Genomic DNA, 19,362 nt, shown 5'->3' with positions numbered 1-19,362 from the left:
CGCGCCCGTCCACCGGCGCAGCCCCCAAGGACCGTCTCAGCCCTGCTGTGCCTTCGGCGTGGCCGGGTCCTGCGACGCGGATTCCTCACCGGGGGCGTCCGGCTCGCTGAAGTTCACTTTGCCCATGTGCTTGTTCATGGACTTCATCAGGCCCCACACCGCCACGCCCATCACCGCGAAGACGATGAAGCCGAGGACGCCGGGGGTGACCTTGTTCTCGTCGATCTCCGCGAGGGGGACGAGGTGCGTCACTGCCAGGCTCACGCTTGCACTCATGTCATGCATTGTCCCTCAGGAGCGGGGGACGCCTGCAAAGAGGTCGTCCTCCGGCAGGGAGGTGTCCACGAGGGACTTCGCCAGCTCGTACTCCTCCGTCGGCCAGACCTCCTTCTGGAGCTCCATCGGGACGCGGAACCAGCCGCCGTCGGGGTCGATCTGCGTCGCGTGCGCGATCAGCGCCTTGTCGCGGATCTCGAAGAAGTCCGCGCAGGGGACGTGCGTGGTCAGGGTGCGCTCGACGCGCCCGAACTCGTCCCACCGCTTCAGCCACTCCCCGTAAGGCGACTCCAGACCGCGCTCCAGCATCGCGTGGTGCAGTGCCTCGGTGCGCGGCCGGTTGAAGCCCTGGTTGTAGTACAGCTTCAGCGGCTGCCACGCCGGGCCGAACTCCGCCTCCGGGTACTTCTCGGTGTCCGCCGCGCCCTCGAACGCCACCATCGAGATCTTGTGGGTCATGATGTGGTCGGGGTGCGGGTAGCCGCCGTTCTCGTCGTAGGTGGTGATCACCTGCGGGCGGAACGCGCGGATCTGGCGGACCAGCTCGCCGGCGGCCTTGTCGACGTCCTGCAGGGCGAAGCAGCCGTCGGGGAGCGGGGGCAGCGGGTCGCCCTCCGGCAGGCCGGAGTCCACGAACCCGAGCCACTCCTGCCTGACGCCGAGGATCTCCCGGGCCTCGTCCATCTCCTTCTTGCGCACCTCGTGGATGTGCTCCTCGATGTACGCGTCACCCTGCAGCTTCGGATTGAGGATGGATCCGCGCTCCCCGCCCGTGCAGGTCACCACCAGCACGTCCACCCCCTCGGAGACGTACTTCGCCATGGTGGCCGCGCCCTTGCTGGATTCGTCGTCGGGGTGCGCGTGCACGGCCATCAGTCGCAGTTGGTCAGTCAAGACTCGATCCTCAGTAGGTCGGCAAGTCGGCGCCCGGTGTCGTACGGCGTGCTGGGCGGCTTCTATAGTGACCGAATCGGGGGGCGAAGTATTCCGGGTCCGGTACGCGGGCGCCCCTTCCGGGACGTTCGTCCCGGCCCCTGCCGAGAGGACGCTCATGAGTACGGCGAGCACGCGCCTTCCCGAGGGCCGTTACGGCCGACCCGCGGACGAGCGCGCCGACCGCACGCTCAAGATCGTCGGTGGCGTGCTGGGGGCGGTGCTGCTCGCCGTCATCGGCTGGTTCGCGTACCACTACGTCGGGCAGAACGAGATCAGCGGCGAGGTCATCAGCTTCCAGACCTCCCCGGACTCGGTCAAGGTCCACCTGGAAGTGCGCAAGGACGCGGACGCCACCGGCTACTGCACCGTGCGCTCCCAGGCGGCGGACGGCCTGGAGGTGGGGCGCGCGGACTTCCGGTTCGGCGGACGTGCCACGCGGATCGACAAGGTCGTCACGCTCCGCACCACCGCGCAGGGCACCACCGCGGAGCTCCTGGGCTGTCACGGGGACTGACGGCACTCTTGCCAGGCATCGTCTGACGTGCATAGATGTACGTCTGATGCCTTATGTCCTCCCCCTTGGACCACGGAATTGTTAGGCTCGTGGTTTCGCCCACCCGTGAACGAACATGCTTCTGGGTAGGGCGATGCTTTGTATTCCCAGTACCGACGAGGAGCACCTGTGACCCAGACCAGCGAGAACGTCACCTGGCTGACCCAGGAGGCGTACAACCAGCTCAAGGCCGAGCTGGAGTACCTTTCTGGTCCCGCGCGCTCGGAGATCGCCGCCAAGATCGCCGCCGCGCGCGAGGAGGGCGACCTGCGTGAGAACGGCGGGTACCACGCGGCCAAGGAGGAGCAGGGCAAGCAGGAGCTCCGGGTGCGCCAGCTGACCCAGCTCCTTGAGAACGCCAAGGTCGGCGAGGCCCCGGCGGCCGACGGCGCGGTGGCACCCGGCATGGTCGTCACGATCGCCTTCGACGGGGACGAGGACGACACCCTCACCTTCCTGCTGGCCTCCCGCGAGTATGCGAGCTCGGGCATCGAGACCTATTCGCCGCAGTCCCCGCTGGGCACGGGCGTGCACGGCAAGACGGTCGGCGAGGACGCGGAGTACGAGCTGCCGAACGGCAAGAAGGCATCGGTGCGGATCCTCAAGGCCGAGCCCTACCGGGGCTGATCCTCCACGACTCCACGGCGGGCCCCCGGCGCCTTGGCGCCGGGGGCCCGCCGTGTCGCCCGTCGTCGTCCCGGGCACGGTGGCACTGAGCGGGTTCCCTTCGCGGGCTCGTGCCCGAGGGCCTCCGCCGGCCGGAAGGCGGAGCCGTCAACCGGCGGCCCGACGGTACTTGCGGACGGCGAGCGTGCGGAAGAACAGGATGATCACGACCGACCAGATCAGCGAGGCCCACACCGGGTGCTGCATCGGCCAGGCGTCGGACGTCTGGAAGCCCGGGGGAAGATTGCCGAACAGTTCGCGGCACGCCTGCACGGTGGCGCTGAACGGGTTCCACTCCGCGATGTGCCGCAGGAAGGACGGCATCTGGTTCGCGTCCACGAACGCGTTCGAGATGAATGTCAGCGGAAACAGCCAGATCAGGCCGCCCGAGGTCGCCGCTTCAGGGGTGCGCACGGACAGGCCGATGAGCGCGCCGATCCACGAGAACGCGTACCCGAGCAGCAGGAGCAGACCGAATCCGGCGAGCACCTTGCCGAGGTTCTCGTGCGTGCGCCAGCCGACGATCAGGGCGACGACCGCCAGGACGACGAGGGTGAGCGCCGACTGCACCAGATCGGCGATGGTGCGGCCGGTCAGCACCGCACCACGCGCCATGGGCAGGGAACGGAAACGGTCGATGAGGCCCTTGTGCATGTCGTCGGCGATGCCCGCGCCGGCGCCGGCGGTGGCGAATGTCACGGTCTGAGCGAAGATGCCCGCCATCAGGAACTCGCGATACGCCTGGGTCGCGGTGGACGAACCGACCTGGATCGAGCCGCCGAACACGTAGGTGAACAGCACCACGAACATGATGGGTTGGACCAGCCCGAAAATGATCACCTCGGGGATCCGGCTCATGCGAATCAGGTTCCGGCGGGTCACGACCAGGGAATCGCTCACGGCACTCACTTGGCGGTCTCCTTCGCACGCTTACGGGTCGCGGTGTCCTCGGCCGCGCCGCTGTCCTCGGGGTTCTCCTCGGCGACATGGCCGGTCAGGGACAGGAAGACGTCGTCCAGGGTGGGGCGGCGCAGTCCGATGTCGTCTATCTCGATGCCGCGGGAGTCCAGCTCGCGGATGACCTCGGCAAGGAGCTTGGCACCGCCGCTGACGGGGACGGTGAGCCTGCGGGTGTGCTCCTCGATGGTCGTGGCGCCCTTGCCGAAGCCGCTGAGGACCCCGGCCGCGGTCGCGATGTGCTCGCGCTCGTGCACGACGACCTCGACCCGCTCGCCGCCGGTGCGCGCCTTGAGCTGGTCGGAGGTGCCGCGGGCGATGACACGGCCGTGGTCGACGACGCAGATGTCGTGGGCCAGGTGGTCGGCCTCTTCGAGGTACTGGGTGGTCAGCAGCAGTGTGGTGCCACCGGAGACGAGCTGCTTGATGACCTCCCACAGCTGCTGGCGGTTGCGCGGGTCGAGACCGGTCGTCGGCTCGTCCATGAACATCACGGCCGGCCGCACCACCAGCGCGGCCGCGAGGTCGAGGCGGCGGCGCATGCCGCCGGAGTAGGTCTTCGTGGGGCGGTCGGCGGCGTCCGTGAGGTGGAACTGCTCCAGCAGTTCGGCCGCCCGCTGCTTCGCGGCCTTGGCCCTCATCTGGTAGAGCCGGCCCACCATCTCGAGGTTCTCGCGGCCGGTGAGGTACTCGTCGACCGCCGCGAACTGCCCGGACAGGCCGACCGAGCGGCGCACGGCGTCGGGGTGCTTGAGGACGTCGATCCCGGCGACGACCGCGGTGCCGCTGTCGGGGCGCAGCAGGGTCGTCAGGCAGCGGACGGTGGTGGTCTTGCCCGCGCCGTTGGGCCCGAGGAGGCCGAGCACGGTGCCCTCCGGGACGTCGAGGTCGACGCCGTCCAGAGCCCTTACGTCACCGAAGGTCTTCACCAGACCCTCGGCATAGATGGCGCCTGGCATATGAGTTCTCCACGTCGTTGGGGTTTGGCAGAGCGTAGGTCTCCCGTCGCGCCCGCTCCATGGGATTTCGCGCACGCGCCGCCGGACGCCGGCAGGGCGTGCGAGCGCGACGGGACGAGACACACACCATAACGCGATGTATCGCGTCCTTCAACGCATTTCCCGGAAGCCCGCCGACACGGCGCATCCGGCCTCAGTCGATGACCGTGTAACCCGCGTCCCGCAACGCCCGGCCGACCTCCGCGCAGTGCTCCGGGCCTTTCGTCTCCAGGTGCAGCTCGACCTCCGCCTCGGTGAGCCCGAGCCTCGGGTCGGTGCGCACATGGCTCACGTCGAGGACATTGGCGTCGACCAGCGTCAGCACCCCCAGCAGCGTCGCGAGGGCGCCCGGGCGGTCGGTCAGCCGCAGCCGCACGGCGAGGTAGCGCCCCTGCGCGGCCATGCCGTGCCGCAGGACGCGCTGCAGCAGCACCGGATCGACGTTGCCCCCGGACAGCACCGCGACCACCGGGCCCTCGAAGGCCCCGGAATGGGCCAGCAGGGCCGCGACGGGACTCGCGCCGGCCGGCTCGACGACCAGCTTGGCCCGCTCCAGGCACAGCAGCAGCGCGGTGGACAGCGCGTCCTCGGACACCGTACGGATCTCGTCGACCAGGTGGCGGACGATCCGGAACGGCACCTCGCCCGGCCGCCCCACCCGGATGCCGTCGGCCATGGTCACCGGGTTCTTCACCGACACCGGGTGCCCGGCCGCCAGCGAAGGGGGGTACGAGGCGGCGCCCTCCGCCTGCACGCCCACCACCCGCACGTCCGGGCGCAGCGACTTCACCGCGGTCGCGATGCCCGCGATCAGGCCGCCGCCGCCCACGCCGACGACGATCGTGCGCACTTCGGGGCACTGCTCCAGGATCTCCAGGCCCACCGTGCCCTGGCCCGCGATGACGTCCGGGTGGTCGAAGGGGTGGATGAACACCGCTCCCGTGTCGGCGGCGTACTGCTGCGCGGCGGCCAGTGTCTCGTCCACCACCTGGCCGTGCAGCCGTACGTCGGCGCCGTACTCGCGGGTCGCGCTGATCTTCGGCAGCGGCGCGCCCTTCGGCATGAACACCGTCGAGTGCACGCCGAGCAGGGTGGCCGCGAGGGCGACGCCCTGCGCGTGGTTGCCGGCACTCGCGGCGACGACGCCCGCGGCGCGCTCCTCGGGCAGCAGCCCCGCGATACGCACGTAGGCGCCGCGCAGCTTGAACGATCCCGTCCGCTGGAGGTTCTCGCACTTGAGGTGAACCGGCGTCCCGGCCAGCCGGGACAGATACCTGCTCCCCTCCATGGCGGTGACGCGCGCGACACCCGAGAGCATCTTCTGGGCGCCGCGTACGTCGTCCAGCGTCACCGTCGGCAAGGAGTGAGACGTGCTGTGGCTCATGACCACCAGTCTCGCAGTTCACGCCCGTCCACAGCGGGTGTGACCAAGCCCTGGAACCGGTTTGCGCAGCGCCGGTACTACCCGCGCCCCGGCCGCGTACCCTGTCCCCCAACCCAGCCCCCCACGCATGAAGTGAGCCCCGGCCATGCCCACAACACCTGACATGTCGATGGACATGACGATCGTCGGTGACACCGGTCTCCTCGACACGCTGCAGCACGAGGTCGCGGTGTTCGCGCGCCGGGCCGAACAGACGCGGCTCGGCGGGGTCGGCCAGGTGCGCAATTCCATGGACCGTGCCGCGTACCTGCTGCTCAACCGCCTCGACAAGGAAGGCCCGATGGGCGTCAAGGCGCTCGCCGCCAGCATGGGCATCGACTCGTCCACGGTCACCCGCCAGGTCGCCCCGCTGGTCGACACCGGCCTCGTCAAACGCACCTCCCACCCGGAGGACGGACGCGCGGTGGTGCTCCAGCTCTCCCCGCGCGGGGTGTCCCGCCTGGAGGAAGTACGTTCCTCCAGGCGACAGCTGATGGCCGAGCTGACGCACGACTGGGCGCCGGAGATGCGTGAGGCGTTCTGCACGCTCCTCACCCGCTTCAACGTCGCCCTCTCCGCCAGGCAGGCCGCGCAGGGCGTTCCGGCGGCGGACTCGCAGCCGACGTCCTGAGCGGCGGGGACCCGTTCCGCCGTCACGCGGGAAGTCCGTGTGAGCAACCGCTTCCCGGCTCTTGACCCGGGGGATACGGCCGGTCTCATATGAGATCGGGTCCCTGTCGCGGCGGGGTCCCGTCCCCTTCAGGGTCGCCCTCAGGCGGGAGGCGCGGTGCGAGAACGGTATGCGTCCCAAGACGCCCGCCGGGCCCAGGAGTTCGAGTCGTTCGTCGCGGGCGCGGCCGGGCGGCTGCTGCACGCCGCCACGCTGCTGACCGCGGAGGCCCCGGACGACAACCCGCGTGCGCGGCGTCTGCTGACGCTCGCCCTGGCCCAGACGTACGCCTCCTGGGACCGCCGGCGCGACGAGGACCCGTACGACCGGGCCCGTCAGCACCTGGCCTCCCGCTTCGCGCGCGGCGCGTGGCACCAGTACGGGGCGCTCGGCCGGCATCGGCCGGACTCGGGCAGCGTGCTCGCCGGCCTGTCCCCCCGGGAGCGGCTGATCATCGTCCTCAGGCTGTACGAGGGTGTCGCCGAGGAGCAGACGGCGGCGCTGCTGGGTCTGCCCGTCGAACGGGTACGGACGATCGGGGCGCGGGCGACGGCGACGCTGCTGCATCCGCCGCGGGAGCCCGCGCGGCCCGTCCTGGGCGCCGAGGTGGCACCGTCATGAGGGGGCCGTCCCGGAACGGGAGCGGCACGAAGCCTTGCCGAGCAACCCGCCCGGAGGCCGGCCGCGACGGAGGTGGCCGGTGAACCTGCCCGAGCGGGAGGCGGCCCTGCGACGGATGCTGGAGCGGACGCCGCCGCAGGTGCCGCCGGATCTGTACGACGAGGTGGTGCGGCGCGGCTTACGCATCCTGCGCCGCCGGGCGGCGGCACGCCGTCTGCTGTGGCTGGCGCTACTGGCCGCGGCCGTCGCCTTCGCGATCTGGGCGTCCGTCGCACAGCCCTGGGTGGAGCCGCCGTCGACGACGACTCCACCGGTCAGCGACTGGTGAGACCGGGCCGGCCCCTCAGGTGGCAGGAGGCCGTGAGCCGGACGGGCCAGCTCACAGCCCTGACCGGCACGTTCCAAAGCACGGCCTGACCTGGTGCTGGCCTAGCGCAGGGCCTGCTGCAGGTCCTCCAGAAGGTCGTCGACGTTCTCGATGCCCACGGAGAGCCGGACGAGGTCGGCGGGCACCTCCAGCGCCGAGCCGGCCGCGGACGCGTGCGTCATGCGCCCCGGGTGCTCGATGAGGGACTCCACACCGCCCAGGGACTCGCCGAGCGTGAACACCTTGGCACGGTTGCAGACCTCCACGGCCGCCTCCTCGCCGCCCTCGACCTGGAAGGAGATCATGCCGCCGAACGCCCTCATCTGCTTGGCTGCGGTCTCGTGCCCGGGGTGCTCGGGCAGGCCCGGGTACAGCACACGCGTCACGCGCGCGTGCCGGGTGAGCATGTCGGCGACCTTCGCCGCGTTCTCGCTGTGCCGGTCCATGCGGACGGCGAGCGTCTTGGCGCCGCGCAGCACCAGCCAGGAGTCGAAGGGACCGGCGACCGCGCCCATCGCGTTCTGGTGGTACGCCAGCTCCTGGCCCAGCGCCTCGTCGTTCACGACGAGCGCGCCCCCGACGACATCGGAGTGGCCGCCCATGTACTTGGTCAGGGAATGCACGACGACGTCGGCGCCGAGCGAGAGGGGCTGCTGGAGGTAGGGGGTGGCGAAGGTGTTGTCCACGACGAGCCTGGCACCCGCCTCATGGGCGATCTCGGCGACGGCGGCGATGTCGGTGATGCCGAGCAGCGGGTTGGAGGGGGTCTCCACCCACACGGCCTTGGTCTTCGGGGTGAGTGCCGCACGTACCGAGGACGGATCGGAGGTGTCGGCGACCGACCACTCCACCCCCCACCGCGAGACGACCTTGCTGAAGAGGCGGAACGTGCCGCCGTACGCGTCGTTCGGGATGACCACGTGGTCGCCGGGGGCGAGCAGCGTACGCAACAGGCAGTCCTCGGCCGCCAGTCCGGACGCGAACGCGAGGCCGCGGCGGCCGCCTTCCAGGGCGGCGAGGTTCTCCTCCAGGGCGGTCCTGGTGGGGTTGGCGCTGCGGCTGTACTCGTAGCCGCCGCGCAGCCCGCCGACACCGTCCTGCTTGTAGGTCGACACCTGGTAGATCGGCGGGACGACCGCCCCGGTGAGGGGGTCTGCGGTGTTCCCCGTGTGAATCGCGAGGGTCTCGAAGTGCTGACTGATGTGCCTGTCGCTCATGGGCACCGAGGGTAGTGCGCCCGGGGCCGGGACGACGGGCCGCGAGAGCGGGGCACCGGGGTGGGGAGCGGGACCCGCCCGGGCGGTGCGGGCGGGCGCGCGGGGACCTTCGAGGGTCCGGCCGCTGTCCACAGGCGGTTTTCCACAGGCCGGCGACCAGGTTGGCCAAGTGCCGGATCCGTCTGGTTCGCTTGAGGCATGGCGATTCTCTGGGTTCTGATGGCGCTGGCCCTGCTCAGCATGGTCCTGCTGCCCGTCCTCATGCGCCGGCGCGCGGGCATACAGCAGGTGGCGCCCGGCGACCCCGACGCCGCGGACCCGGCGAACTACGGCTTCGTGCGCCAGGAGGAGCTGGACGTGCGCATGCCCGGCCACGACCAGGACCTGCTGGACGTCCTGGACATGGTGCAGCGCACCCAGGACTACCGCGCGGCCTCGCAGCTCCTGGCCGGCACGGAGGCGGAGAGCGAGACCCGCTGGCAGCGCGTGCAGGCCTTCGCGGGCGCCGCGTCCCTGGAGCTGCAGCAGCGGCCCGGCGGCGTCAGCGAGACGCCGGGCGGCCAGTGGCTGCGGGTGTGGCGGGCCGAGGCCCCCAAGGACGCGGGCGGCGCCGCGGTACACGCCGAATTCCTGGTGCAGCAGGCATGGCGCACGTCGACACCGGGGACGGACGAGTTCCGGATCATCATGGAGGAGGCGAAGGCCGCGTGCGCGGACGCGGCACTGCTGGCGCCCGGTGACCCGGTCCCCCACATCATCGAGCTCTCGGTGGCCCGCGGACTCGCCTACCCGCAGCCGGAGTTCGAACAGCTGTGGCTGAGGATCCTGGACCGCGCACCCACCCATATGGGCGCGCACCTGGCAGCCCTGCACTACTGGTGCGAGAAGTGGCACGGCTCGCGGGCGCTGGCGTACTCGTTCGCGGAGTCGGCCGCGGCCCGGGCACCCCAGGGCTCCCTGCTGGCGGCCATGCCCCTCTTCGCGGTCTTCGAGCACCTGCCCGAGGTGCACCTGGTCAACGGCTTCTACCAGAGCGAGGTGATCACGAAGGCGATCCACGGCGCGCTCTTCGCCGTGCAGTCCGCCCGCCCCGACGACCCGATGCTGGCCCACGTCCGCCATCTCCTGGTGTTCTTCCTCGTCCGCAGCGAGCGCTGGTCCGAGGCGATGGGCCAGCTGGTCCACATCGACGGCCACGTCGGCGCGCTCCCCTGGACCCTGAGCGCCGACCCGGCCGCCGACTACGCGGTCTACCGGGCCCTGGCGGTGGCGGGGTACGAGGCGAACGGGGGGAACCCGGCGACACTGCCGCGCTGAGAGCGGCCGGGAGCCGTCGGCACGGGCACCGGGGAGCCGGACCGGAACCGGAATTCCCGGACGGGCCCGCCCGTTGACGTACACGGACCCCCACAGCCCCGCGACCTTGTGGAGACCGCATGTTCCTGCACAGCCGTACGCCCCAGCTGCCGACCCCGGAGCAGGCCCTGCGCGGCCGCCCCGAGCCGGCCTTCTCGGTCCCCGAGCGGCACACCGTCCTCGGCACCCCGCTTCTCGGCCCCTACCCCGAGGGTCTGGAGATCGCCGACTTCGGCCTGGGCTGCTTCTGGGGCGCCGAGCGCAAGTTCTGGCAGCTGCCGGCGGGCATCCACACGACCCTCGTCGGCTACCAGGGCGGATACACGCAGAATCCCACGTACGAGGAGGTCTGCTCGGGCCTGACGGGCCACACGGAGGCGGTCCGTGTGGTCTACGACCCGAAGAAGATCTCGTACGAGCGCCTGCTCCAGGTGTTCTGGGAGTCCCACGATCCCACCCAGGGCTTCCGCCAGGGCAACGACGTCGGCACCCAGTACCGCTCGGCCGTCTACACCCACTCCCCCGCCCAGACGGCCGCCGCGCAGGCGTCCCGCGACGCGTATCAGAAGGTCCTCACGGCATCGGGTCACGGCACCATCACCACGGAACTGCTCCCCGCTCAGGGTCGCGAGTTCTATCCGGCGGAGGGGTACCACCAGCAGTACCTCTCGCGCAACGTCAACGGCTACTGCGGCTTGGGCGGGACCGGCGTCTCTTGCCCGATCGGGGTGGCTCCGGCGGGCGATTGAGGCTCTCGGCCCGCGGTCTTTTCAGAGGTGGCAGGTACGGGAAGCATGCGCGGACGCCCGATCGCCGCCGTACGCTCGAATCACGAGTGCCGACATTGGCGAGCGGCTTCAGGAAGTACGCAAGCGGCGCGGTACGACTCAGCGCCTGCTAGCCGTCGAGTCCGGTGTGTCTCTGTCCTTGATCCGGAAGCTGGGGCAGGGAAAGCGGGCTGGAACGGGCTGACACGCGCCTGGAGACTGCGCGCCGACTGGCCCCAGCCCTGCGGGTGCCCACGACGAACCTCATCGGGGGCCATGAGGACGAGCCGGACGCGGCGCCTGGCGCTGGTGATCGTCGGGAGGCCGTCCGGCGTGCACTCGTGGCTGCCGCGCGGGCGGACGGCGCGGCGCGGTGGCGTCATGGAACGTGGAACACGAAAGAGCCAACAGTAGAGCCGCGCATCTCTCGTTCGGGGCCGACCGGGGCATCCGGCCAGACGGGCCCCGCGCCCGCGAGGTCCCGGACAGCGTGCGTCCAGACCTCGATTGACCCGAACGCCGGGCTTCCGCGCGCGTCGGCCCGGAGAAGCCCGGCGGACCGCTGTGGCCGGGTTAGCGTCGCATGGCACGCCAGGCGGGGCCACGGGAGGTACTGCGGTGCCGACGGTCGAGTCACGCACCGGCACGATGCCTCTGCCGATCGTCCTCGGACTCTCCCTCGCCTTCACGGTCACGGTCGTCGACCCGCTGGTGCTCAGCCTGAATCTGCCTCAGGTGGACCGGGCCCTCCATGTGCCGCCGCAGGTCGTCGGACTGCTGGGCGGAGCGGCGACGCTGGTGATGGCCGCCTCCGTCCTCGCCGCGGGCAGTCTCGGGGACGCGATCGGGCTCAAGCGGCTGCTGATGCTGGGACTGACCACCGTCACGGTCGTCAACGTCCTGTCCGTCTTCTCTCCCGGCTATGGCTTCCTCCTCGCGATGCGCTTCCTGGACGGGCTGGGGATGACGGCTCTGCTGGGAGTGCCGCTGGCTCTGCTGAAGGTGTCGGTACCCCCGGAAAAACGGCCGACGGCCATCGGTGTCCTGATGGCCGTCGAGATGGTCCTGTGCGGGGTGATCCCGGCGTTCACGGGCTGGGCGGTGGCGGCCGTCGGCTGGCGGTTCCTGTTCCTGATCGCCCCGCTGCTGTCTCTGGTCTCGCTCTGGCTGACGGACCGGTACGCCCCGGAGTCGCCCGTCCAGCCGGGCCGCCGGATCGACATGACCGGTGTCACCCTGATCGGGGTGGTCCTGCTGGCCCTCGTCGTCGGCCTCGCCGCGGCGCAGAACGGCGTCAACCGGCCTCAGACCTGGGTACCGTTGGTGATCAGCGTGGTCGCCGCCGTGCTTTACGGGTTCCACGCAGGCCGTACCCCCCAACCCGCCCTGGACCTGACGCTGTTCCGCAGCACGCCGTTCAGCGTGGCTCTGGCCGCGGCTCTCACGTTGAACTTCCTCGGAGTCGGACTCAGTATCGTCCTGGGGCAGTTCGGCAGCGTGGTGCTGGCGCTGTCCCCCGAGGCCATCGGCCTGCTGTACCTGCCCGGCACATTCCTGATCGCCGGTGCCGTGATCCTGGCGGGGCACCTGGTCGGGAAGTACACCCCACGGCCGGTGATCGTCACCGGCCTGCTGGCGATGGCGGCGAGCGGGCTGCTGATCGCGGGCACCGCCGGCCCCATGATGGCGGTGTGGCTGCTCGTGCTGGCCACATGGCTGTGCAACCTCGGGGCTCTGATCACCTCCACATCTGTGTCCGAGACGGTCCTCTCCCAGGCACCGCCCGGGCGCTCCGGCACCGTGGCCTCCGTCCAGATGGCCTTCGCGATGACCGGCTCTGCGCTCGGGCCCACGATCTACCTTCTGCTCTTCGACTTCTTCTTCCAGCGGCAGTGGCTGGCGGACGCGGAGTCACGCGACCTGTCGGTGGGGGAGGCCAAGCAGGCCGTGGACGCCGTGCGCAGCGGAATGGCACAGAGCCCGGGCGGCAACGTCTACGATCCGAACCTGCTCCGGCAGGCCGCAGGGCTGGATCTCGGGCTGGACTTCACCCGGGGACTGCGGCTCACCATGCTGATCGTCAGCATCCTGCCGCTCGTTGTGGCCGCGCTGGCGTTTGTGCTGATGCCCCGCCGTGAGAGGACCCGGGCGTAGGACTCTGCTCGGACCGGGCGGACCCGGATACGGTCCGCGCTGTCCTCCGCCGCGACCGCGGAGGTGACGCCCGCCCGCAGCATTCGACCGGGTGGTCGGAGCCTTCCTCAAGACGCCTGCTGACGTCGACGGGAGCCCGGCGCCGGACGGGCGGCGACATGACGGTGAGGCAGCTCCGCAGGAAGGATCTACGGACGAGGGTCATCAAGATGCGTTGGCAGCCTCGTCCCACGGCTGAGGTCGGCGGGAACCGGCAGGCAGACGCCCCGTTGCGGTGGTCCGCCGGAGGGCTGACCGGTCGGCGTGGGGTATGGGCCGGGGCAGCATATCCCGACATGATCGTTTCCCGAGTCGCAGAAGTGACGAAGAGGACGAGTCTCGAAGCATCCCTTCACAGGGGTGCGGCAAGGTGTTGCGGCTGCGTCGGAGGAGGACGAGATGCACGGCGTGAGCAGTGGCTTCGCCACGACGAGCGACGGCGTACGGCTGCACTACCTCGAGGCCGGCAGTGGTCCGGACATGCTTCTCGTGCCCGGCTGGTCGCAGACCGCGGCACAATGGCGGCATCAGATCGCCGACTTCGCCCGCACACACCATGTGGTCGCGGTCGACCACCGCGGCCACGGTGGATCAGACAAGCCGGACCACGGTTACCGGATCGCTCGCCTGTCGACCGACCTCCATCAGCTCATTCACCTCCTGGACCTCACCGAGGTCGTCTGGGTGGCCCACTCGATGGGCTGCGCGCTGGCGTGGTCCTACTGGGACCTGTTCGGTGGAGACCGGCTGGCGCGCCTGGTGCTGTTCGACGAACCCGCCGTTCTGGTCCGGCAGCCGTACTGGCCGGACGGCCTGGCCGAAAGTCTCGGCGCTTTGTACGGCCTCGGGCAGATCGCCGATGTCGTCACGGGACTTCGCGACCCGCGCTCGGATGCCGAGATGCTCAGCACCGAGTTCCTGGACGCCATGTGGACCCCGGCCGCGGATGAGGGGGACCGCCAGTGGGTTCTCGCCCAGAACCTGCTCCTGCCCAGGGAGTACGCCGGCAGACTGCTGCTGGACAACGTCATGCAGGACTGGCGTGACGTCCTGCCCAGGATCACTGTTCCGACACTGGTCATCGGTGGGAGTGACAGCGTCATCCCCACCGCCGCGGCGCGGTCGGTGGCATCGGTCATTCCCGGGGCCGTAGTGCGGATTCTCCGCGAGCGCGCCAGCCACTTCGCCTTCTGGGAGAACCCCGTCGCCTTCAACCGGGAGGTCCGGGCCTTCCTCGGCACACCCGTCGGCGGCGACGGGCACCAGGTGTCGGCCTGGCACAGACCCAACGATGCGGCAAGCCCCCGACATCAAGGGCATTAACTGGCAAGAGTGTCACCACGAGTGCGCGAAGGGGGCAACCACAGTGGGGCAGCCGGGCGAGAACCCGGCATGGTGGCGGGCGGCCCTCACGGGTGATCACCTGGCGGCAGGTCCCGCGTCCGGACGAGCAGCCAGGTGGTGCCACTCGTGGCTGCACCCATCGGCACAATGACGTGCACGGCGACGGGTGTCGGCGATGGCCGACAGCGCGACCAGCGGACGAAACGCCCTGGCACGGTCCGCAGGGCGGCAGCCCGGCCATGTCCAGCCGCCATCGGGACAACATCACGGCCGGCGTGTGGGTGGGACGTGTTCCGGAGCGCGCGACGGCCTCCTCGGCATCCGCCTCCACGGCACGCGCCTGAACGGAGAACTGCACCAGTTCCGTGAGTGCCAGCCGCTGCTCGTCCTCCGGGAGAACGGCGAACCACGCGGCACCTTCCGCCACCGTCCTTACCCCCTGGGCCAGTTCGTTGAGAAGGACTTGACGCTCGTTCATGTAACCCATGGTGCGGCGCCGGAGGGTGTCAGCGCCCCTCACCCCGGGGGCGGCGGCCCGCCTGCCGCTCCCGCCGCCGCGGGAGCGCTCCCAGCGGTGATGTCGTCGAAGACGACGGTGGCCGCGTCGGTGCCGGAGGTGCGCACGGTGACCCAGATCCTGGCCGGCCACCTGGCCGCCACCTCCGACAACCCGTCGAAGGACGCCGTCGCGGCGGGGCGGGAATGGGGCCGCCATCTGACCGAGCGTCCCGCCCCGTTCTCGTCCATCTCCGCGGAAGAGGCATTCGGCAAGATCACCCGGAGACGGTCGCACCCCCGAACGGCGAGTAGCGTCACCGGAACGGCCGCGCAAGACGGCGGCAGGCCCAACGGCACCCTCCCCTTCGGGGGCGGGTGCCGTTGCGCAGGCCCGCGGGGGCCGGGATCAGCCGGCCATGGACGGGGCGTAGGGCGACAGGGCCGGGGCGAGCTGCACCCCGGGGGCCAGGCCGAGGGCGACGAGAGCGTCGGGCAGCCCGCGTCCGACGCGGGCCGCCTCCACGGTGCCCGGAGTGGCCAGCCGGCGGCAGCTGGCGGCGATGATCTCGAACAGGTGCTGCACCCGGCCGGCGCCGCGGGGCAGCAACTGGCCGTGGAAGTCCTCGTGGTGTGCGAGGACCAGGGCGGCCAGACCGGCCACGTGGGCCGAGGCCGTGCCGGTGCCGTCGACGGCCGCGTATCCGCCCTGCGGTGTGCACGACAGGACCGCCACACCGGGAGCGGCCGCGTCGACGCCGGGGCCGTAGCAGCCGAACGGCGCGGCGAACAGCCCTTCCGGCGTCAGCTGTGCTCCCGTGTGGGTGGCCTGGGACGTGTCCGGCGGGTACGAGCCGAAGGCGCCCAGGGCGCCCACGGTGAACACGGTCGGCAGCGAGCCCGGGAAGGCGACCGGCCCGCCGGTGTCACCGGCCGGCGCGATGCACGCGATGCCCGCCGCGTTGGCGTCGGCGAGTTTGCGTGAGACCAGTGCCGACGAGTACGGGGTCGCGACCCCGATGTGGGCGATGTCGGCCTCGCTTTCGATGCAGTGGTCCAGGGCGGCGATGAGATCGCTGAAATGCCCGTCGGGCATCACCTGGCAGACCTCGATCTCGGCGTCGACCGCGATCCCGATGACGCCCTTGCCGGTGTCCGCCCCGGCGATGATGCCTGCCGTGTGGGTCCCGCTGCCCACTGTGTCGTGGGCCCATCCGTCCTGCGTGCCGCGGACGAGATCGGCCCCGGAGCGCACCCGTTGCTTCAGATCGGGGTGCTCGTCGCTGACGCCCGACCCGATGATCGCGATCTTGATTCCGAAGGCGCGGAACGTGGGGGGCAGCCGGTCCAGCCGCATGGCCTGCTGGCCCCAGCCGTACTGCTGGCGCTTCTCCAACTCGGGGTACACCTTGGCCAGCGGGGTCAGGGTGACGACGTTCTCCCGGGTCGCCGACAGGCCGGGGCGGTAGATCCAGCGGTCCGTGTAGCCGCTCGCGGGCCGGACGTACAGGGACTGGATGGACTGTGCGGTCTCCGTCGCCAGGGTGACGGTGACTGTGCCGTCGGACCCGGTGACACCCTGGCCCGGCCAGGTCGCCCCGATGAGGAACACGCCCGCGCCGGCCAGCGGTTCGCCGTCCGGGCCGCAGACGCGGAGCGAGATCTCGACGGGTTGCCCCATCGGCATGACCAGCCCCGGATCGCGGAGCGGCAGGATCCCCGCGGTCGGCGCGGCGGCGGGTCCGGTTCCGGCCAGCGGCAGGTCCGGCTCGATGTGCACGTGCAGCGTCCGCATCGCCGGCACCTGGGACTCGGCCGCCTCGACGACCGCGATCTCGGGGCAGGAGGGGTGCAGCCCGGCCGACTGGAGCTTCTCCGAGTGCTTGAGTCTGCGGATCACTGTGACCTCGGGCATCCGCTCCAGCCGGTCGCACACCGCGTCCAGGCCGATCTCGGGCACGCCCGGTGGGAGCAGGTGCTGCGGCAGCGGTGTGACCATGTACCGCTCACGGCGCGGCCGCACCGGCAGCGGTGACCGCGCGCCTTGCCTGCGTGGCCCCGTCTCTTCACTCTCGGGTCCCGGCCCCCCTGCCCCCGCGCCCTCGGACCCGCTCGCGCGGTTGTTTCCGGACCTCTCCTTGACCATTACGTCCACCTTCACCACGCCTACGTCGTATGTCCACTCCTGATCCGGCGAGAGGCGGCTCGCGCTTCCACGGTGATGCGGTGCGCCCGGGGACGACCCCCGGGCGCACCGCATCGCGCGCCGCCAGGGGTCAGCCGATACCGAAGGGCTGGCCCATCTGGCCGTAGCCGAAGCCGGGCTGCTGGTACTGCGGGAACTGCTGGCCGAACTGCTGCTGGCCGAACCCGGCGCCCCACTGCTGGCCCTGCTGGCCCTGCTGGCCCTGCTGGCCCTGCTGGCTCTGCTGGAGCAGGGTCACGATCGCGGTCGGCAGCGCCTGCTGCACGGAATGTTCCACAGCGGTCCGGATGCCCGTGTGCAGCGAGCGGTACAGGGCGAGGGCCAGGTACGGGTGCGCCTGGTGGGCCATGCCCTGCTGCTGGAGCTGCTGCTGGACCTGCTGGAGCTGCTGGAACGTCTGCTGGATCCGCTGCGCGACCTGCTGGCTGGTCTGCTGGCACGCCTGCTGGATGGCCTGCTGGACCACCTGCGCGATCTGCTGCGGGCCGCCGCCGGTCTGCTGGCCGAACTGCTGCTGCTGGGGTTGGGTACCGGTCATCACCGACATGAATGCTCCATTCGATGGCACCATGGGAAAGCCGACATACGGTTGAATATCGGCCTTATCGGGAGAATCCGACGCCCTGAAACTAAGGTGGCCGCACCGGGGCCGCAATCGGAGACGGCCACCCCTCGTGGTGGGCCGTGGCGACCGGGACCGCGGGTCGCAAGAGGGCGTGGCGCGCATGGTGCCCCGGTTTCCGTAGGCCCGTCGGCGGCGCGGGCGGCCGCGCGGAGGCCGGGCGCACCGCGATGCGGACCGGGCCGCCGAGCGAGTGAGCGCCCTTCGTCCGGCACTGTCACGGGCGCCGTCATGGCGCCGGGGTCAAGAGAGCCCGGGCGGTGTTCCAGGCGCACGGCCTCATACCCTCGGCGTACGACCGCGCACGCGCCGCGCATGCGATCGTGACCGGCGGGCCGACGGGGAACAATGGGACTCATACCGGGCGAGGTGGTGGCGATGCCCGCATGGCGTCTGCGCGACTATCACGACGACGATCTCGACCAGGCGATCCAGGTCTGGGACCAGAGCCGCCGGACCGACGAGGAGCCGGCCTTCCCGGTCTCCGAGGTCATGGCCGCGGCCCAGACCGGCCGCACCGCGGTGGTCGCGGTGGTCGGCGACGAACTGGTGGGCATGGCGGTGGCGCAGGAGCACGGCGGACGGGCCTGGATCCTGCTGGTGGCGCTCGCCTCCCAGTGGCGCGGGCGCGGGATCGGCAGCGCTCTGGTCGCCGAGTTGGAGCGGCGCCTGCGGACACTGGGCGTGCGCCGGGTCAGCGCCCTCCTGCCCGCCGGCGCCGCCGGGACGAAGGCCCTGGAGCACTCCGGCTATCTGACCCGTGGCGACCTGACGTACTACGAGAAACTCGAACCGCGCGAGACCGCCCACACCGGCGCGCTCACGGCCCTGGGCGGCCGGATGCTGCCCTACGGGCTCTGGGGCGCCATGGCCGGTATGGAGTGGGAGAAGCAGGTCGTCGAACGCCGGATCGTGCTCCCGCTGACGGAGCCGACCCTGGCCGACCGCTACGGCGTCGTGCCGCCGAAGGCGGTCATCCTGTTCGGCCCGCCCGGTACCGGCAAGACCAGTTTCGCCAAGGCGGTGGCCTCCCGGCTGGCCTGGCCGTTCGTGGAACTCTTTCCGTCCCGGCTCGCGGCCGACACGAGCGAGGGGCTGGCGGCGGCGCTGCGGGAGACGTTCGCGGGTCTGGCGGAACTGGACTCGGTGCTGCTCTTCATCGACGAGGTCGAGGAGATCGCCGGCGCGCGTTCGGGGAAGGCGATCGACCCGGGACACGGGGTGACCAACGAACTCCTCAAACTCATCCCCGGCTTCCGTGAGCACGACGCGCGACTGCTGGTGTGCGCCACCAACTCGGTGCGCTCCCTCGACGCGGCGTTCCTGCGGCCGGGCCGGTTCGACTACGTCATCCCGATCGGGCCGCCGAACCCGACCGCCCGCTCGGCGATCTGGACCCGCTATCTCGGGCCCGCGGCCGACTCGGTGGACCTGCCCCAACTGGTCGCGGCCAGCGAGCTGTTCACCCCGGCCGACATCGAATTCGCCGCCCGCAAGGGGGCGCAGGCGGCATTCGAACGCGAAGTCACGCGCCGTCAGGGCGGATCGGCCACCACCGACGACTACATGACCGCCATCGCCGACACCCGCCCCACGCTCACCACTCAGGCGATCGAGGAGTTCAATGAGGACATCGAGAAGTACCGGCGGCTCTGAGCGGATCCGAGCGGGTTCCGCATGACGCCGTGTCAGCTC

General features: G+C 70.9%; 20 protein-coding genes and 1 pseudogene. 10 read left to right on the top strand and 11 right to left on the bottom strand.

Annotation, left to right across the window (positions count from 1 at the left end):
- Positions 1-36 precede the first annotated feature (36 nt).
- Together ACFSL4_RS22630 and mca are read right to left on the bottom strand one after the other, a co-directional pair.
- On the bottom strand, positions 37-285 hold the full coding sequence (locus ACFSL4_RS22630) for a hypothetical protein (RefSeq protein ID WP_381085843.1): 249 nt from the start codon (positions 283-285) through the stop codon (positions 37-39).
- A 6-nt stretch (positions 286-291) separates the two neighbouring features.
- Positions 292-1,149, bottom strand: coding sequence for a mycothiol conjugate amidase Mca (mca, locus tag ACFSL4_RS22625; RefSeq protein ID WP_381086037.1), 858 nt, complete (start codon positions 1,147-1,149; stop codon positions 292-294).
- A gap of 178 nt (positions 1,150-1,327) precedes the next feature.
- Here mca and ACFSL4_RS22620 point away from each other — a divergent pair, with 178 nt between their 5' ends.
- Together ACFSL4_RS22620 and greA are read left to right on the top strand one after the other, a co-directional pair.
- The gene (locus ACFSL4_RS22620; protein WP_381085841.1) at positions 1,328-1,726 is read left to right on the top strand and encodes a DUF4307 domain-containing protein; all 399 of its coding nucleotides are present in this window, start codon (positions 1,328-1,330) and stop codon (positions 1,724-1,726) included.
- 168 nt (positions 1,727-1,894) lie between these two features.
- A complete protein-coding gene (gene greA, locus ACFSL4_RS22615) occupies positions 1,895-2,392 on the top strand; it encodes a transcription elongation factor GreA (RefSeq protein WP_381085839.1) in 498 nt (165 codons plus the stop codon).
- A gap of 147 nt (positions 2,393-2,539) precedes the next feature.
- Here the strand turns inward: greA and ACFSL4_RS22610 are convergent, their stop codons facing one another.
- The 3 genes from ACFSL4_RS22610 to ilvA all read right to left on the bottom strand — a co-directional run bounded on the left by ACFSL4_RS22610 (position 2,540) and on the right by ilvA (position 5,770).
- A complete protein-coding gene (locus ACFSL4_RS22610) occupies positions 2,540-3,340 on the bottom strand; it encodes an ABC transporter permease (RefSeq protein WP_381085836.1) in 801 nt (266 codons plus the stop codon).
- On the bottom strand, positions 3,337-4,347 hold the full coding sequence (locus tag ACFSL4_RS22605; protein ID WP_381085834.1) for an ATP-binding cassette domain-containing protein: 1,011 nt from the start codon (positions 4,345-4,347) through the stop codon (positions 3,337-3,339). The genes ACFSL4_RS22610 and ACFSL4_RS22605 overlap by 4 nt, the downstream gene beginning before the upstream one ends.
- 193 nt (positions 4,348-4,540) lie before the next feature.
- Entirely contained in the window at positions 4,541-5,770 is a 1,230-nt protein-coding gene (ilvA, locus tag ACFSL4_RS22600; RefSeq protein WP_381085831.1) for a threonine ammonia-lyase, read from the bottom strand.
- A gap of 163 nt (positions 5,771-5,933) precedes the next feature.
- On the opposite strand from ilvA, the gene ACFSL4_RS22595 reads away from it, so the two are divergent.
- The 3 genes from ACFSL4_RS22595 to ACFSL4_RS22585 all read left to right on the top strand — a co-directional run bounded on the left by ACFSL4_RS22595 (position 5,934) and on the right by ACFSL4_RS22585 (position 7,428).
- On the top strand, positions 5,934-6,440 hold the full coding sequence (locus tag ACFSL4_RS22595) for a MarR family winged helix-turn-helix transcriptional regulator (RefSeq protein WP_381086034.1): 507 nt from the start codon (positions 5,934-5,936) through the stop codon (positions 6,438-6,440).
- Between the two features lie 156 nt (positions 6,441-6,596).
- The gene (locus tag ACFSL4_RS22590) at positions 6,597-7,100 is read left to right on the top strand and encodes a sigma factor-like helix-turn-helix DNA-binding protein (protein WP_381085828.1); all 504 of its coding nucleotides are present in this window, start codon (positions 6,597-6,599) and stop codon (positions 7,098-7,100) included.
- Positions 7,101-7,179: 79 nt separating this feature from the next.
- A complete protein-coding gene (locus tag ACFSL4_RS22585; RefSeq protein ID WP_381085825.1) occupies positions 7,180-7,428 on the top strand; it encodes a hypothetical protein in 249 nt (82 codons plus the stop codon).
- Positions 7,429-7,529: 101 nt separating this feature from the next.
- Here the strand turns inward: ACFSL4_RS22585 and ACFSL4_RS22580 are convergent, their stop codons facing one another.
- A complete protein-coding gene (locus tag ACFSL4_RS22580) occupies positions 7,530-8,684 on the bottom strand; it encodes a cystathionine gamma-synthase (protein WP_381085823.1) in 1,155 nt (384 codons plus the stop codon).
- Between the two features lie 198 nt (positions 8,685-8,882).
- Between ACFSL4_RS22580 and ACFSL4_RS22575 the strand changes: the two genes are divergently transcribed.
- From ACFSL4_RS22575 to ACFSL4_RS22560, 4 genes are all read left to right on the top strand, one after another.
- Positions 8,883-10,001, top strand: a complete 1,119-nt coding sequence (locus ACFSL4_RS22575) for a hypothetical protein (RefSeq protein WP_381085820.1) — start codon at positions 8,883-8,885, stop codon at positions 9,999-10,001.
- Between the two features lie 119 nt (positions 10,002-10,120).
- Positions 10,121-10,789: a peptide-methionine (S)-S-oxide reductase MsrA gene (msrA, locus tag ACFSL4_RS22570; protein WP_381085817.1), complete on the top strand. Its 669-nt coding sequence runs from the start codon at positions 10,121-10,123 to the stop codon at positions 10,787-10,789.
- 666 nt (positions 10,790-11,455) lie between these two features.
- On the top strand, positions 11,456-12,961 hold the full coding sequence (locus tag ACFSL4_RS22565; RefSeq protein WP_381085814.1) for an MFS transporter: 1,506 nt from the start codon (positions 11,456-11,458) through the stop codon (positions 12,959-12,961).
- A 438-nt stretch (positions 12,962-13,399) separates the two neighbouring features.
- The gene (locus tag ACFSL4_RS22560) at positions 13,400-14,323 is read left to right on the top strand and encodes an alpha/beta fold hydrolase (RefSeq protein WP_381085811.1); all 924 of its coding nucleotides are present in this window, start codon (positions 13,400-13,402) and stop codon (positions 14,321-14,323) included.
- A 96-nt stretch (positions 14,324-14,419) separates the two neighbouring features.
- Here the strand turns inward: ACFSL4_RS22560 and ACFSL4_RS22555 are convergent, their stop codons facing one another.
- The 5 genes and pseudogenes from ACFSL4_RS22555 to ACFSL4_RS22535 form a co-directional block, all read right to left on the bottom strand.
- On the bottom strand, positions 14,420-14,521 hold the full coding sequence (locus ACFSL4_RS22555) for a DUF5958 family protein (protein ID WP_381086031.1): 102 nt from the start codon (positions 14,519-14,521) through the stop codon (positions 14,420-14,422).
- A 127-nt stretch (positions 14,522-14,648) separates the two neighbouring features.
- Positions 14,649-14,822 (bottom strand): annotated as a pseudogene (locus ACFSL4_RS22550) (DUF5958 family protein); the annotation flags it as partial.
- Positions 14,823-14,860: 38 nt separating this feature from the next.
- Positions 14,861-15,121 (bottom strand): hypothetical protein, encoded by a 261-nt coding sequence (locus ACFSL4_RS22545; protein ID WP_381085808.1) that lies wholly within the window; start codon positions 15,119-15,121, stop codon positions 14,861-14,863.
- A 127-nt stretch (positions 15,122-15,248) separates the two neighbouring features.
- Complete coding sequence (locus ACFSL4_RS22540; RefSeq protein ID WP_381085805.1) at positions 15,249-16,838, bottom strand: S8 family serine peptidase; 1,590 nt, start codon at positions 16,836-16,838, stop codon at positions 15,249-15,251.
- A 277-nt stretch (positions 16,839-17,115) separates the two neighbouring features.
- Positions 17,116-17,592 (bottom strand): hypothetical protein, encoded by a 477-nt coding sequence (locus ACFSL4_RS22535; RefSeq protein WP_381085802.1) that lies wholly within the window; start codon positions 17,590-17,592, stop codon positions 17,116-17,118.
- A gap of 423 nt (positions 17,593-18,015) precedes the next feature.
- Here ACFSL4_RS22535 and ACFSL4_RS22530 point away from each other — a divergent pair, with 423 nt between their 5' ends.
- Positions 18,016-19,323 carry an ATP-binding protein gene (locus ACFSL4_RS22530; protein ID WP_381085799.1) on the top strand — a complete coding sequence of 436 codons (1,308 nt, stop codon included), beginning with the start codon at positions 18,016-18,018 and terminating at the stop codon, positions 19,321-19,323.
- The last annotated feature ends 39 nt before the right edge of the window (positions 19,324-19,362 follow it).

Origin of the sequence: Streptomyces caeni, from assembly GCF_042678285.1 — a bacterium.
GTDB lineage: Bacteria > Actinomycetota > Actinomycetes > Streptomycetales > Streptomycetaceae > Streptomyces > Streptomyces caeni.
Note: the sequence above shows the minus strand (reverse complement) of the source record. Positions and strands in the feature narration are given on the sequence as shown.

Bases quoted from the DNA above. Each gene is read 5' to 3' on its own strand.
- ACFSL4_RS22630 (WP_381085843.1), bottom strand. From the start codon at position 285: ATGCATGACATGAGTGCAAGCGTGAGCCTGGCAGTGACGCACCTCGTC.
- mca (WP_381086037.1), bottom strand. From the start codon at position 1,149: ATGGCCGTGCACGCGCACCCCGACGACGAATCCAGCAAGGGCGCGGCC.
- ACFSL4_RS22620 (WP_381085841.1), top strand. From the start codon at position 1,328: ATGAGTACGGCGAGCACGCGCCTTCCCGAGGGCCGTTACGGCCGACCC.
- ACFSL4_RS22605 (WP_381085834.1), bottom strand. From the start codon at position 4,347: ATGCCAGGCGCCATCTATGCCGAGGGTCTGGTGAAGACCTTCGGTGAC.
- ilvA (WP_381085831.1), bottom strand. From the start codon at position 5,770: ATGAGCCACAGCACGTCTCACTCCTTGCCGACGGTGACGCTGGACGAC.
- ACFSL4_RS22595 (WP_381086034.1), top strand. From the start codon at position 5,934: ATGTCGATGGACATGACGATCGTCGGTGACACCGGTCTCCTCGACACG.
- ACFSL4_RS22580 (WP_381085823.1), bottom strand. From the start codon at position 8,684: ATGAGCGACAGGCACATCAGTCAGCACTTCGAGACCCTCGCGATTCAC.
- ACFSL4_RS22575 (WP_381085820.1), top strand. From the start codon at position 8,883: ATGGCGATTCTCTGGGTTCTGATGGCGCTGGCCCTGCTCAGCATGGTC.
- msrA (WP_381085817.1), top strand. From the start codon at position 10,121: ATGTTCCTGCACAGCCGTACGCCCCAGCTGCCGACCCCGGAGCAGGCC.
- ACFSL4_RS22565 (WP_381085814.1), top strand. From the start codon at position 11,456: ATGCCTCTGCCGATCGTCCTCGGACTCTCCCTCGCCTTCACGGTCACG.
- ACFSL4_RS22560 (WP_381085811.1), top strand. From the start codon at position 13,400: ATGCACGGCGTGAGCAGTGGCTTCGCCACGACGAGCGACGGCGTACGG.
- ACFSL4_RS22540 (WP_381085805.1), bottom strand. From the start codon at position 16,838: ATGGTCACACCGCTGCCGCAGCACCTGCTCCCACCGGGCGTGCCCGAG.
- ACFSL4_RS22535 (WP_381085802.1), bottom strand. From the start codon at position 17,592: ATGTCGGTGATGACCGGTACCCAACCCCAGCAGCAGCAGTTCGGCCAG.
- ACFSL4_RS22530 (WP_381085799.1), top strand. From the start codon at position 18,016: ATGGGACTCATACCGGGCGAGGTGGTGGCGATGCCCGCATGGCGTCTG.